The 14,085-nt window shown below is 70.8% G+C and carries 9 protein-coding genes; 5 read left to right on the plus strand and 4 right to left on the minus strand.

Going from position 1 to position 14,085, the window contains the following annotated elements; all coding sequences use genetic code 11:
• Positions 1-148: 148 nt before the first annotated feature.
• From CCN37_RS15295 to CCN37_RS15310, 4 genes are all read right to left on the minus strand, one after another.
• Positions 149-1,720, minus strand: coding sequence for an alpha/beta hydrolase (locus CCN37_RS15295; RefSeq protein ID WP_210408039.1), 1,572 nt, complete (start codon positions 1,718-1,720; stop codon positions 149-151).
• A 283-nt stretch (positions 1,721-2,003) separates the two neighbouring features.
• Positions 2,004-5,879 carry an ATP-dependent RNA helicase HrpA gene (gene hrpA, locus CCN37_RS15300; RefSeq protein ID WP_086821439.1) on the minus strand — a complete coding sequence of 1,292 codons (3,876 nt, stop codon included), beginning with the start codon at positions 5,877-5,879 and terminating at the stop codon, positions 2,004-2,006.
• A gap of 40 nt (positions 5,880-5,919) precedes the next feature.
• Positions 5,920-7,002, minus strand: a complete 1,083-nt coding sequence (locus CCN37_RS15305) for an ATP-dependent DNA ligase (RefSeq protein WP_086821440.1) — start codon at positions 7,000-7,002, stop codon at positions 5,920-5,922.
• 621 nt (positions 7,003-7,623) lie between these two features.
• Positions 7,624-8,619 carry a phosphotransferase gene (locus CCN37_RS15310; protein ID WP_168200684.1) on the minus strand — a complete coding sequence of 332 codons (996 nt, stop codon included), beginning with the start codon at positions 8,617-8,619 and terminating at the stop codon, positions 7,624-7,626.
• Positions 8,620-9,143: 524 nt separating this feature from the next.
• On the opposite strand from CCN37_RS15310, the gene argC reads away from it, so the two are divergent.
• From argC to CCN37_RS15335, 5 genes are all read left to right on the plus strand, one after another.
• A complete protein-coding gene (gene argC, locus CCN37_RS15315; protein WP_086821442.1) occupies positions 9,144-10,166 on the plus strand; it encodes an N-acetyl-gamma-glutamyl-phosphate reductase in 1,023 nt (340 codons plus the stop codon).
• Entirely contained in the window at positions 10,163-11,347 is a 1,185-nt protein-coding gene (gene argJ / locus CCN37_RS15320; RefSeq protein WP_246843064.1) for a bifunctional glutamate N-acetyltransferase/amino-acid acetyltransferase ArgJ, read from the plus strand. Before argC ends, argJ begins: the two co-directional genes overlap by 4 nt.
• Complete coding sequence (gene argB / locus CCN37_RS15325; RefSeq protein WP_086821443.1) at positions 11,344-12,234, plus strand: acetylglutamate kinase; 891 nt, start codon at positions 11,344-11,346, stop codon at positions 12,232-12,234. The genes argJ and argB overlap by 4 nt, the downstream gene beginning before the upstream one ends.
• The gene (locus CCN37_RS15330) at positions 12,231-13,427 is read left to right on the plus strand and encodes an acetylornithine transaminase (protein ID WP_086821444.1); all 1,197 of its coding nucleotides are present in this window, start codon (positions 12,231-12,233) and stop codon (positions 13,425-13,427) included. Before argB ends, CCN37_RS15330 begins: the two co-directional genes overlap by 4 nt.
• The coding region (locus CCN37_RS15335; protein ID WP_086821445.1) for an ornithine carbamoyltransferase at positions 13,424-14,085 on the plus strand (662 nt) is incomplete at its 3' end. The genes CCN37_RS15330 and CCN37_RS15335, both read left to right, overlap by 4 nt.

Here is a 14,085-nt window from a genome sequence, read left to right on the forward strand (position 1 = left end):
GCTCCCACGAGCGTGGAGGTAATGCGATGGAAGAGATGTCGGCCGCTGGCGGCTGCAGCTGCTGCAGCAACTGCACGGGTCCAGGCTGTGGTTGCTGCGGCGGCTGCTAGCCACTGACGCGAGTGGACACGGTGTGCCCGTCGACCTTCTACGGCGGGCACACCGTCGCGTTCGCGGGCATCTTCCCGTCCACCAGGTAGTCCTTCAGCGCGGTCGCGACGCACCCGCTGCCCGTCAGCGCCCCGTGCCCGTTGCTCTGCCAGGTCACCAGCGCCGCGCCGGGCAGCTGCTCCGCGGTCCGCTTCGTGCCCTCCGGCGGCGTCACCGGGTCCGCCGCGGTGTTCAGCACCACCATCGGCCCGGCGTTGGCCGCCCGCACCGGCGGCAGCGGCTGGCCAGGCACCGGCCACGGCCCGCACCACATCAGCCGCTGGCTGAACACCGGCCCGAACAGCGGGCTCCTGGCGCTCCACTCCTTGATCAGCTGAGCCGCGCGGTCCGGCGGGATGCGCACCGTCGTGTCGTTGCACGCGGTGATCATCGAGCCGTCGAAGCGCGCGCCCACCGTGCTCTTGTTCTTGATCACCGGCGCCAGCAGCGCCGCGACCGGCCCGGGATCACCCGATGCGGCCTTGGCCAGCGCGTCCCCGAGCGCGGGCCACGCCGAGCGCTCGCCCAACCCTTCGACCAGCGCGAACATCACCGAGCCGCTGGTGACCGCGAGCCCGTCGGAGCTGGTCAGCGACTTCTCGGCGAGCTTGGCGACCAGGTCGCTCACGGACTTCCGCGGATCGGAGCCCAGCGCGCACCCGCGCCGCACGCAGTCCGACGCGAACTCCGTGAACGTCGCTTCCGTCGCCGCGGCCCTCGCCTGCGCCAGCCCGATCCCGTCCGAGGTCGGATCGGGGGAGCCGTCCAGCACGAACCGCCCCGCCTTGTCGCCGAAGCGCTCGGCGTACACCGTCAGCACGCGCGAGCCCTCACCGCTGCCGATCGCGTGCAGGTGCCGCATCCCCAGCAGCTCGCGGACCTTCTCCAGGTCCGAGGCCGTGCGCCAGGTGTCGTTCGCGGGCAGCTGCTCGTCCAGGTCGAGCATGCACTCCTGCGAGGCCTCCCGCGCGACCTCCAACAGCTCGTTGATCTTCGTCGCGTCCTTGGCCGTCGGGTCGAAGCCGATCAGCCGCTGCCGGATCGACTCCGGCACGCACTGCAGGTGCTCGGACTCGCCCGTGCCGCGCCGGTCCACGCCGACCAACGAGAAGGTGCCCAGCACCTCCGGCCCCAGCTGCTGCGCCAACCGCGCCGCGAACAACGTGCCCGGCTCGCCGTTGACGTCGTTCACCACGACCAGCGGCACCGGCCCGGTCCCGGCCTTCAGCACCGCGATCCGCGTCGTGCCCCGGCCCGGCCTGCTCGGCGAGTCCAACGTGTTGCTGACGCGCGCGCACTCGAAGCGCGTCGCCGACCCCGCCGCCGCGCCGAGCCGGAACCGCGTCTGGCTCGTGCAGTCCGACCAGCTCAGCTTCGCCCCCTCCGGCGCGCCGAGGGGCCGCACCGCCGCGGGCGGCTGCTTGCCGGGCGTCGGAGCGACCACGGGCGGGGCGTCCCCGTCGTGCACCACCGCGGGCCGGTTCGACGGCCCCACCGTGCACGCGGCGCCGATCGTCGCCACCACCAGCGCGACCGCCGTGGCGCCGAAAGCGGCCCTACCTCGTGGCACGCCAAACCCCCTCGCTCCGCGAAACCCACGCAGCCTTTCACGCCCCCCGTGAACCCCAGGTGAGCGCCCCCGGTACGTGCTGAACGACTCGTTCAGTCCGCTCAACCACCTCAACGAGTCATTCACTCCGTTGAACGTGCTGAACGAGTCGTTCAGCCCCAACGACCCGTTCACCACGCCCGAGCCCCCAACGACCCGTTCAATGCGTTCGAAGTACCCGAAAGACCCGTTGGGGCTCGCGCTAACGCCCTGAACGACTCATTCAGGGCGTTGGGGGGGCGGCTCAGATCTGGTCCATGGCGCGGTAGATCCGCTTGTCGGAGACCGGGTACGGCGTGCCCAGCGTCTGCGCGAAGTAGCTGACCCGCAGCTCCTCGATCATCCACCGCACCCGCCGAACCTCCGGCAGGTCCGCGCCGACCTCCGCGACGAGCTCCCGGTACTCCTGCTCCACCGCGTGCACGGCGCGCATGGAATCCCCGTCCCGCTCGGCGTTGGTGCTGAGCTTCGCGATCCGCTGCTCGATCGCCTTGAGGTAGCGGGGGAGTTGCGGCAGCTGAGCAGATCCCGTCGCGGCCACGAAATCCGGACCGACCAAAGTGGACAGTTGAGCCCGGATGTCCGCCAGCGCCGCACGGGAAGCGGGGAAGTCGGGCGCGTCGGACAGCGCGCGCTGCACGGCCTGCCACGCGGCGACGACCTGCTGCACGTGCCCGAGCACGTCCATCATCACGTTGCCCAGCTCGGCGCGGACCTTGTGCCGCAACGCCCCGAAGCCCTCGGCGTTCCACGCGGGACCACCGGCACCGGCGACGATGTGGTCGACCGAGCACGCCGCGCAGTCGGCGAGCAGCGCGCCGACCCCACCGTGCGGACTGGAGCTCAGCGTCAGCTTGGCCTGGTTGGACAGCCGCCCGTGCACGAGCTTGATCGGCGACGGCGACCCGAGCAGCAGCAACCGCCGCGTGCCGAGCCACATCGCGCGCCGCTGCTCGTCCTCGGTCTCGAACATCCGCACCGCGACGCTCGTCCCCGCGTCGACCAGCGCCGGGTGGGCGGTGACCGCGTAACCCGCGCGCTGCTGGGTGAACGTCCTCGGCAGCTCGCCGATGGTCCAGTCGGTGAGCCCGCTGCGCTCCACCGCGTTGCCCGCCGTGGACAGCTCGCGCTGCACCTTCGACTTCAACTGCCCCTTCAGCGCGCTCAGGTCCTTGTGCTCGGCGACCTTGGCGCCCTTCTCGTCGACCACCCGGAAGGTGACCTTGAGGTGATCCGGGACCTTGTCCAGCTCCCACGCGTCGGGCGCCACCGCGACCCCGCCCAGCGCCTGCAACTGCGTCTCCAGCTCGGCCAGCAGCAGCGCGCCAGAGGGTTTCAGCCGCGCCAGCAACGCGTTCACGTAGTCCGGGACCGGGACGAAGTTGCGCCGCAACGCCTTCGGCAGCGACTTCAGCAGCGCGGTCAGCAAGTCCTTGCGCAGACCGGGAACCTGCCAGCTGAACGGCTCCGGCTCCAGCTGGTTGAGCGCCGCGACCGGCACGTGCACCGTGACACCGTCCGCGTCGGTACCCGGTTCGAACTGGTAGGTCAGCTTCAGCCGCAGATCCCCGTAGTGCCACTCGTCGGGGTAGTCGGCGTCGCTGACCCCGCCGACGCGCTCGTTGATCAGCATCGAGCGGTCGAAGGTCAGCAGCTCCGGCTGCTCCCGCCGGGTCTTCTTCCACCAGGTGTCGAAGTGCCGCGCGGAGATCGCCTCGGCGCCGACCCGCTTGTCGTAGAACTCGAACAGCGTCTCGTCGTCGACGACGATGTCCCGCCGCCGCGCCCGGTGCTCCAGCTCCTCGACCTCGGCGAGCAGTTCCCTGTTGGTGTGGAAGAACTTGTGCCCGGTCTCCCAGTCACCCTCGACGAGCGCGTGCCGGATGAACAGCTCCCGGCACAGCTCCGGGTCGACCTTGCCGTAGTTCACCTTGCGACCGGCGACGATCGGGATGCCGTAGAGCGTGACGCGCTCCAGGGCCATCACCGCGCCCTGCTTGCGCTCCCAGTGCGGCTCGCTGTAGTTGCGCTTCACCAGGTGCCCGGCCAGCTTCTCGATCCACTCCGGCTCGATCTTGGCGGCGACCCTGCCCCACAACCGCGTGGTCTCGACCAGCTCGGCCGCCATCACCCACCTCGGCTGCTTCTTGAACAGCGCCGAGCCGGGGAAGACGGAGAACTTCGCGTTGCGCGCGCCGAAGTACTCGTTCTTGGCCGGGTCCTTCATGCCCACGTGCGAGAGCAGGCCCGCCAGCAGCGCCGTGTGCACCTTCAGCGGATCGGCGGGCTCGGAGTTGAGCGTGATCCCGAGCTGCTTGGCCACCTGGCGCAGCTGGCTGTCGATGTCCTGCCACTCCCGCACCCGCAGGTAGTTCAGGAACTCCGCCTTGCACAGCTTGCGGAACCTGTTGGAGGACAAGGCTTGCTGCTGCTCGCGCAGGTAGTTCCACAGGTTCAGGTAGGTGACGAAGTCCGAGTCCTTGTCGCGGAAGCGCGCGTGCTGCTGCGCCGCCGCCTCCTGCTTCTCCACCGGCCGCTCGCGCGGGTCCTGAATGGACAGAGCGGCCGCGATGATCATGACCTCGCGCGCGCAGCCGTTGTCCTCCGCCTCCAGCACCATCCGGCCAAGACGCGGGTCCACCGGGAGCTGAGCGAGCTTGCGCCCGATCGGCGTGAGCTTCTTCTCCTTGGTGTCCAAGGCGTTCAGCTCCTGCAACAGCTGCACGCCGTCGGAGATGTTGCGCTTGTCCGGCGGCTCCAGGAACGGGAACCCGGCGATGTCGCCGAGCCCGATCGAGGTCATCTGCAGGATCACCGAGGCGAGGTTCGTGCGCAGGATCTCCGGCTCGGTGAACTCCGGGCGGCTCTCGAAGTCCTCCTCGGAGTACAGCCGCACGCAGATGCCCTCCGACACGCGACCGCAGCGGCCCTTGCGCTGGTTCGCCGAAGCCTGCGAGATCGCCTCGATCGGCAGCCGCTGCACCTTCAACCGGTGGCTGTAGCGGGAGATCCGCGCGGTACCCGGGTCCACGACGTACTTGATGCCCGGCACCGTCAGCGAGGTCTCCGCGACGTTGGTCGCCAGCACCACGCGGCGCCCCCGGTGCGACTGGAACACGCGGTGCTGCTCGGCGGCGGACAACCGCGCGTACAGCGGCAACACCTCGGTGTCGCGCAGGTCGAGCTTCTCCAGCGCCTCGGCGGTGTCGCGGATCTCCCGCTCGCCGCTGAGGAACACGAGCACGTCGCCCGGCCCCTCCAGCGACAGCTCCTCCACGGCCTCGCAGATGCCCTGGATCTGGTCGAGGTCCTCCGCCTCCGGCGCGTCCGGGTCGGACAGCGGCCGGTAGCGGAGCTCCACCGGGTAGGTCCGGCCCGAGACCTCCACGATCGGCGCGTCCCCGAAGTGCCGCGAGAAGCGCTCCGGGTCGATCGTCGCCGAGGTGATGATGATCTTGAGGTCCGGGCGGCGCGGCAGCAGCTGCTTCAGGTAGCCCAGGATGAAGTCGATGTTGAGGCTGCGCTCGTGCGCCTCGTCGATGATCAGCGTGTCGTACTGGTGCAGCTGCCGGTCGTTCTGCAGCTCCGCCAGCAGGATGCCGTCGGTCATCAGCTTGACCAGCGTGTTGTCGCTGCCCTGGTCGGTGAAGCGGACCTTGTAGCCCACCACGTCGCCGACCTCGCCGCCCAGCTCCTCGGCGACCCGCTCCGAGACCGTGCGCGCGGCGATCCGGCGCGGCTGCGTGTGCCCGATCAGCCCCCGCACCCCGCGCCCGAGCTCCAGGCAGATCTTCGGGATCTGGGTGGTCTTGCCGGAGCCGGTCTCCCCGGCCACGATCACCACCTGGTGGTCCCGGATCGCTTCCAGGATCTCGTCCTTGCGCTGGCTGACCGGCAGCTGCTCGGGATAGGAGATCGTCGGGACCGCCGCGCGCCGTTGGACGACGCGCAGCTCGGCCTTCTCCACTTCGGCGGAGAGGCGTTCGACCAGCCCCTGGCGGTCCTTCGCCCGGCGGGCCCCGTCGAGTCGACGGCGGAGGCGGCGCTCGTCGCGGAGCATCACCTCGGAAAGACGATCTGCCAGGGCTGTCAGCGGAGACTTCGTGACCGGTGTTCCCATCGCCCTACCAGGATAGGTCCCCGCCGCGCCTCAATTTCCGCTAGTCCGCCGCTCGCACGTCCCCGGAGAGCACCGAGGGCAGGTCGTAGCGCGCCGGCTGCTCCAGCTGGTCGTAGCCGCAGGACGCCGCGTCCCGGTCCGGCCGCCACCGCGCGAACTGCCCGTTGTGCCGCAACCGCGCCGGGTGCGCGCCCTCGGTCTGGCTGTAGGAGATCTCCAGCACGCGCTCCGGCCGCAGCGGCTCCCACGCCTGCTCGCCCTTGCGCCAGCGGTTCTCCCCGCCCGGCAGCCTGCGGTCGGTGTGCTCGCCCAGCCACGGGTGCCCGTCCTCGGCGCCTTCCCGCAGCGGCGCCAGCTCCTCCACCAGTTCCCGCCGCCGCGCCATCGTGAACGAGCCGACCACGCCCACGTGGTGCAGCACGCCCCGCTCGTCGTGCAGCCCCAGCAGCAGCGACCCCACCGCCTCGCCCGGCTCCGCCTTCACGTGCCACCGGAACCCCGCCACCACGCAGTCCGCCGTCCGCGCGTGCTTGATCTTGCTCAGCACCCGCTTGTTCGGCGAGTAGGGCGCGTCCGCCGGTTTGCCGATCAGCCCGTCCAGCCCCGCGCCCTCGAACAACGTGAACCACTCGCGGGCCGTCGCCGGATCGTCGGTCACCGGCGTGATGTGCACCCGCTCGCCCTGCGGCAGCACCTCCTCCAGCCGCTCGCGCCGCGCGCTGAACGGCTGCTCCAGCAGGTTCTCGTCACCAACCGCGAGCAGGTCGAAACCAATGAACCGTGCGGGCGTTTGTTCGCTGAGCAGGGTGATGCGGCTCTTCGCCGGGTGGATGCGCTCCGTCAGCGCGTCGAAGTCCAGTTCGCCGTCGCGCTCGATCACCAGCTCCCCGTCCACCACGATCCGCTCCGGCAGCTCGCTGCGCAGCGCCTCGCACATCTCCGGGAAGTAGCGCGCCAGGTCCTTGCCGTTGCGCGACTGCAGGTACACCTCGTCGCCGTCCCGGAACACGATGCACCGGAACCCGTCCCACTTCGGTTCGTACCAGAGGCCGTCCCCGTCCGAGACCGCCTTCACGGGGCTCGCCAGCATCGGTAGGACCGGGGGAGTCAACGGCAGCGCCATAGCCGCGCATTCTCACAGCTCACCCCGACATCCGCAGCCGCTCACCGCACTCCACGACCGCTCACCGCACCCCAGTCACTCCCGCGCGTTCGCTGGTCGTCACTGACCCGCCTTCGGCACGAGGAAGCCCTGAACGACCCGTTCAGTGCGCTCAACGCACCAAACGACCCGTTCAGTGCGTTGAAGTACCTCAATGACCCTTTCAGTGCATAGGCCGCCACCGCAGAACAAGCGCTGCGGCTCTGAGCGAACGACTCTTCCGCGCAGGCACGACGCCCCCGCCACAATCACCCGAAGATCACGGGACGTGCTCAAAAGCCCTGATCACAGCCTCGCGCTGACCACGTCCCGGCAGTTGTCCACATGGCGCCGGGTTGTCCACAGCGTGCGCCGAAGTCGATCTCCGAAGGGGGCGGGGCTGGGATACTGGGACCGGGGACGCCCCCCTGGGAGGGCGGGGGCTGGAAAAAATCAGGAACGAGGAGCTGACGGAGCGATCAGGGCGGATCAGCCCGAGCGAGCTCAAGCCGAGAGAACGAGCTGGGGACAGGGGACGGTCCAGCGCGTGGAGCGGGAACGTCGTGGCAGCGACGCCCCGCCCCACGCTCGATCAGCGGCTGGTCAGAACTGGTCCGCCAACAGCCAGCGCAGGCTCCGCGCGGCCAGCAGCTTGTTCGGCAGCGCCCGGATCAGGCCCGGGATCAGCTTGGCGCTGCGCTCCATGTCATCGGGGCCCTGCGCGCCCTGACCGATCGCCCTGCGGGCCACCGCCGCCACCCAGTCGACCTCGTTGCCCAGGTCACCGGCGGCGTCGACCACGTCGAGGGGGCGCTCCAGCGCACCGCCAGCCGCGCGGTAGCCGGAGATGACCTGCCGCAGCGTCTCGCGCACGGGGCCGTCGTCCTGGTTCCACCCGGACACCGACAGCGCGCAGCCGGCCAGGTCCTCGCGCGGCACCTTCGCCGCGGCCATGTCCCAGTCGACCAGCACCGGACCCGTCGCGGCGACCAGCACGTTCTTCGCGCGCAGGTCGGCGTGGGTGAGCAGGTCGGGAAGCCAGCGGGTGGCCGCGATCTGGGTGAGGTCGTAGATCTCCTCCACCACCGGCGCCAGCGCGGACAGGTCGCCCGCCCACTCCGCGCCCGCGTCCTTGGACAGGTCCACCAGGTCCTGCCAGCGCGTCGCCTCGGTGGTGCCGGTGGGCGGGAACGCCCAGCGCGGTTCGGCGGGCATGGCCAGCGAGTGCAGCGCGGCCAGCGTGCGCCCGGCCCAGTTGCCGACGACACCGTCGATGGGCTGGCTGATCGAGCGGCCGTTCACCCATCGGTGCACCCGCACGGTCGCGGGCGGCGCGTCCTCGACGGGCACCTCGGCCACCACGCCGCCGCTGGGCGGGGGCACGGGCTCGGGCATCCGGATGCGAGCGCCCCACGCGGCCAGCTCCAGCCGCCACGCCGCCTGCAACCACGGCATCCACTCCGGGTTGTCCTGGCGGTTCATCTCCTTGACCGCGTACGACCCGCGATCGGTGTCCAGTCGCCACATCCGGTGGACGTGGCCGCCGGGAACGGCACGGAGCTCAGCACGGGCCTGGCCGAGTCCGAAGACCTCCGCCACGTCCTGTGCCCGCAGCGTGCTCCTACGTCGCCCACCGGCGGCGCACAACTGCGGCCTGGATGGACTGGCGTAACTCTGGGTAATCATCTTCTCGGCATTCTTGGTCACCGCCGCCTTGGCGAGGGTTGCGCGGATGAGGCCTGACGTGGCCGTGGTGAGTGGGTCTCTCCTCCTGACCAGGGGGCCGCCGGTGGTCCCGGGTACCCCGCCGCTGTGGTTCTAGCCCTCGGCGCTGGTGGTCACCGCAGGCTGTTCGAGGCCAAAACTAAGCGAGCACTTCGGCCGAACGGCCGCTCAGCGGGGGCCGTGCGCCGAATAGACGGTGAGCATCGGTGGTCGTCCACGACAGTTCGGCCGGACGTAAGAAACGTGACCGCGTGTCGCCCAGAGGTCGCTGGACGGCGGCAGCCGGACGCGCCGAACGGTCGAGAGGTTTAGGCGAATCAGTGAGACCCAGGCCACATCCCGGTTACCGCGCGTGAAATCGCTTGAGTGAAATTGCATCGCGACGCATAATCATGCGTATGCCAATTCGGGTCGCGGTCGCCGGTGCGAGCGGGTATGCGGGCGGGGAGCTGCTGCGGCTGCTCCTCGGGCATCCCGAGGTCGAGATCGGCGCGCTCACCGCGGGCGGCAACGCGGGCACGCCGCTCGGCGCGCACCAACCGCATCTTGCTCCGCTCGCCGACCGCACGCTGGTCGAGACGACGGTCGAGCAGCTGGCCGGCCACGACGTCGTCTTCCTCGCCCTGCCGCACGGGCACTCCGCCGAGATCGCCGCGCGCCTCGGCCAGGACGTGCTCGTCGTGGACTGCGGCGCCGACTACCGCCTGGCCGACCCCGCCGCGTGGCAGCGCTGGTACGGCGGCGAGCACGCCGGGACCTGGCCCTACGGGCTGCCGGAGCTGCCGGGCAACCGCGACAAGCTGCGCGGAGCCCGCCGGATCGCCGTCCCCGGCTGCTACCCGACCGTCACCTCGATCGCGCTCGCCCCGGCGCTGGCGGCTGGACTGATCACCCCGGAGGTCGTGGTCGTCGCCGCCTCCGGCACCTCCGGCGCGGGCAAGAGCCTCAAGCCCAACCTGCTCGGCTCCGAGGTCATGGGCTCGGTCAGCGCCTACGGCGTCGGCGGCGCCCACCGGCACACCCCGGAGATGACGCAGAACCTCTCCGCCGTCGCGGGTCGCCCGGTCTCGGTCTCCTTCACGCCGCTGCTCGTGCCGATGTCGCGCGGCATCCTCGCCACCTGCTCCGCCCCGCTCGCGGCGAGCGCCTCCGGCGTGCGCGAGGTCTACGAAGCCTTCTGCGCCGACGAGCCCTTCGTCCACCTGCTCCCCGAGGGCAGTTGGCCCGCCACCTCCTCCACGCTCGGCGCGAACACCGTCCACCTCCAGGTCACCGTCGACGCCGACGCGGGCCGCCTCGTGGTGGTCGGCGCCGAGGACAACCTGACCAAGGGCACCGCCGGCGGAGCCGTGCAGTGCATGAACATCGCACTCGACCTGCCGGAGACCACCGGCCTGCCCACCGTGGGAGTCGCACCGTGACCAGCTTCCTGCCGCACCGCCGCTCCGGGGTGACCGCACCGGCGGGCTTCCGCGCCGCGGGCATCCACGCGGGCATCAAAGCCTCCGGCAAGAAGGACCTCGCGCTCGTCGCCAACGACGGACCCCTCGACGTCGCCGCCGGCGTGTTCACCACCAACAAGGTCAAGGCCGCGCCCGTCCTCTGGTCGCAGCAGGTGCTGACGCAGCACCGCGTGCGCGCCGTCGTGCTCAACTCCGGTTGCGCCAACGCGTGCACCGGCCCGGAAGGTTTCCAGGACACCCACGCCACCGCCGAGAAGGTCGCTGAGGTCCTCGGCTGCGGAGCCGGGGAGATCGCGGTCTGCTCCACCGGCCTGATCGGCGAGCGCATCCCCATGGACGCGCTCCTGCCCGGCGTCGACACGGTCGCCACCGCGCTCGCGAGCACCGACGAAGCCGGGATCGACGCTGCCACCGCGGTCATGACCACCGACAGCGTCCCGAAGTACGCGGAGCTGAGCCACCAGGGCTTCACGGTCGGCGGCTTCGCCAAGGGCGCGGGCATGTGCGCCCCCAACATGGCCACGATGCTCAGCGTCATCACCACCGACGCCGTCATCGACGCCGAGCTGGCCGACGCCGCACTGCGCGCAGCGGTGGGCACGACCTTCAACCGCCTCACCGTCGACAGCTCCACCTCCACCAACGACACCGTGCTGCTGCTGGCCTCCGGAGCCTCCGGGGTCACTCCGACCGCCGACGAGTTCACCGCCGCGCTGACCGGGGTGTGCCTGGACCTCGTGCGCCAGCTCCAGGTCGACGCGGAAGGCGTCACCAAGCTCGTCAGCATCACCGTCTCCGGCGCGACCGACGACACCGACGCCGAGCGGGTCGCCCGCGCGGTCGCCGACGACCCGCTGGTCAAGACCGCGTTCTTCGGCTCCGACCCCAACTGGGGCCGCATCGCCATGGCCGTGGGCAAGGCGGACGCGGCCGTCGACCCGGACCGCCTCGACATCACCCTCAACGGCGTCAAGGTCTGCGCGGGCGGAGTGCGCGGCGAGGACCGCTCGCTCGCCGACCTCAGCGGCAAGGAGATCACCGTGCTCGTCGGGCTCGGCCTCGGCGGGGGCACGGCGACCTTGCTCAGCACCGACCTCTCGCACGCCTACGTCGAAGAGAACTCGGCGTACTCGTCGTGAACGTCAAACTGGCAGCGGACAAGGCCGCCGTTCTCATCGAGGCTCTGCCGTGGCTGCAACGCTTCCACGGCGCGATCGTCGTCGTGAAGTACGGCGGCAACGCCATGATCGACGACGAGCTGAAGCACGCTTTCGCGCAGGACATGGTCTTCCTCCGCACCGCGGGACTGCACCCGGTCGTCGTGCACGGCGGCGGCCCGCAGATCAGCGCGATGCTCAACCGCCTCGGCATCCCCGGCGAGTTCCAGGGCGGCCTCCGCGTCACCACGCCGGAGACCATGGACGTGGTCCGCATGGTGCTGGTCGGCCAGGTCGGACGCGAGCTCGTCGGCCTGATCAACAAGCACGGCCCGCACGCGATCGGCATGTCCGGCGAGGACGCGAACCTCTTCACCGCGCAGCGCCGCACCGCCACCGTCAACGGCGAAGCGGTCGACATCGGCCTGGTCGGCGACGTGGTCTCGGTGAACCCGGACGCGGTGCTCGACATCATCCAGGCCGGGCGCATCCCGGTGGTCTCCAGCGTCGCGCCGGACCCGGAAGGCGTGGTGCACAACGTCAACGCCGACACCGCGGCGGCCGCGCTGGCCATCGCGCTCAAGGCGGAGAAGCTCGTCGTGTTGACCGACGTCGAGGGCGTCTACGCCGACTGGCCGGACAAGTCCTCGCTGATCGACCGCATCGACGCCGCCGCGCTCGAAGGGCTGCTGCCGAGCCTGGCCAGCGGCATGGTGCCGAAGATGGAGGCCTGCCTGCGCGCGGTGCGCGGCGGAGTCCCCAGCGCGCACGTGATCGACGGCAGGCTGGCGCACTCGGTGCTGCTCGAAGTCTTCACCAGCTCGGGGATCGGAACGATGGTCACGCCAGGAGAGGAGCCGCAGCAATGATCACCTCGAACCAGGAGGGCACGCAGCGCTGGCGCTCCGCCCTGATGGACAACTACGGCACCCCCGGCCTCACCCTGACCAGGGGCGAGGGCTCCTCCGTCTGGGACGCCGACGGCAAGCGCTACCTGGACCTGCTCTCCGGCATCGCGGTCAACTCCCTCGGCCACGCCCACCCCGCGATCGTCCAGGCGGTGACCGAGCAGATCTCCACCCTCGGCCACGTCTCCAACTTCTTCTCCGCAGGCCCCACCGTCGAACTCGCCGAGCGCCTGCTCGACCTCCTCGGCGCGCACGGCAACGGCAAGGTGCTCTTCTGCAACTCCGGCGCCGAAGCCAACGAAGCCGCCTTCAAGATGTCCCGGCTCACCGGCCGCACCAAGATCGTCGCGACCGAGGGCGGTTTCCACGGCCGCACCATGGGAGCGCTCGCGCTGACCGGCCAGCCCGCCAAGCGCGACCCCTTCAAGCCGCTGCCGGAAACCGTTGTGCACGTGCCCTTCGGCGACACGGCCGCGCTTGAGTCCATTGTGGACGGTGAGACCGCGGCGCTGGTGATCGAGCCGGTGCAGGGCGAGAACGGCGTGATCGTCCCGCCGGACGGCTACCTGCTCGCGGCGCGCGAGATCACGGCACGGCACGGCGCGCTGCTCGTGCTCGACGAGGTGCAGACCGGTATTGGTCGCACCGGCAGCTGGTTCGCCTTCCAGCGCGCGGGAATCGTGCCCGACGTCGTCACGATCGCCAAGGGCATCGCGGGCGGACTGCCGCTCGGCGTGTGCGTCGGCATCGGCGCTGCGGCGGACCTCCTCGGCCCCGGCCAGCACGGCACCACCTTCGGCGGCAACCCGGTGTGCTGCGCCGCCGCGCTCGCGGTCCTGCGCACCATCACCGAAGAAGGACTGTGCGAGCACGCCGCCGCGCTGGGCAAGGACATCGCGGCAGGCATCGAGGAGCTGGAGCACCCGCTCGTGCGGGGCGTGCGCGGAGCCGGACTGCTGCTCGGCGTCACGCTCAACCAGCCGGTCTCCGCCGCCGTCGCCACGGCCGCGCGCGAGGCGGGCTTCCTGATCAACAACGTGCAGCCGGACACGATCCGCCTCGCGCCGCCGCTGATCCTCACCGACGACGAGGCCGCCAGCTTCGTCACCGCCTTGCCCGCACTGCTCGACACCGCGACCGAGGAGACCAAGTGAGCCTGCGCCACTTCCTGCGCGACGACGACCTCAGCCCCGACGAACAGCTCGCCGTGCTGGACGTCGCCGCCGAGCTGAAGGCCGCGCCGCAGGGCCGCACCCCGCTCGCTGGGCCCAAGGGCGTCGCGGTGATCTTCGAGAAGAACTCCACCCGCACCCGCCTCTCCTTCGAGGTCGGCATCGCCCAGCTCGGCGGCCACCCGGTCATCGTGGACGGCCGCACCATGCAGCTCGGCCGCGAGGAGACCATCGAGGACACCGCGCGCGTGCTCTCCCGCTACGTCGACATGGTGGTGTGGCGGACCTTCGCGCACGCCCGCATCGAGGCGATGGCAGGCGCCGCGACCGTCCCGGTGATCAACGCGCTGACCGACGAGTTCCACCCGTGCCAGGTCCTCGCCGACCTCCAGACCATCCGCGAGCGCTTCGGCAAGCTCGCCGGGCTCACGCTGACCTACCTCGGCGACGGCGCCAACAACATGGCCCACTCGCTGCTGCTCGGCGGCGTCACCGCGGGCATCAACGTCCGCATCGGCGCCCCGACCGGCTTCCAGCCGCTGACCTGGATCTACGACGCGGCCAAGCAGCGCGCGGCGGAGACCGGCGCCACCGTCGAGGTCGTGCACGACCCGAAGGCCGCCGTCGACGGCGCGGACGT

The sequence above is a fragment of the Allokutzneria sp. NRRL B-24872 genome, assembly GCF_002155965.1.
Classification (GTDB): domain Bacteria; phylum Actinomycetota; class Actinomycetes; order Mycobacteriales; family Pseudonocardiaceae; genus Allokutzneria.

Bases quoted from the DNA above. Each gene is read 5' to 3' on its own strand.
- CCN37_RS15305 (WP_086821440.1), bottom strand. From the start codon at position 7,002: ATGGCGCTGCCGTTGACTCCCCCGGTCCTACCGATGCTGGCGAGCCCC.
- hrpA (WP_086821439.1), bottom strand. From the start codon at position 5,879: ATGGGAACACCGGTCACGAAGTCTCCGCTGACAGCCCTGGCAGATCGT.
- argC (WP_086821442.1), top strand. From the start codon at position 9,144: ATGCCAATTCGGGTCGCGGTCGCCGGTGCGAGCGGGTATGCGGGCGGG.
- CCN37_RS15330 (WP_086821444.1), top strand. From the start codon at position 12,231: ATGATCACCTCGAACCAGGAGGGCACGCAGCGCTGGCGCTCCGCCCTG.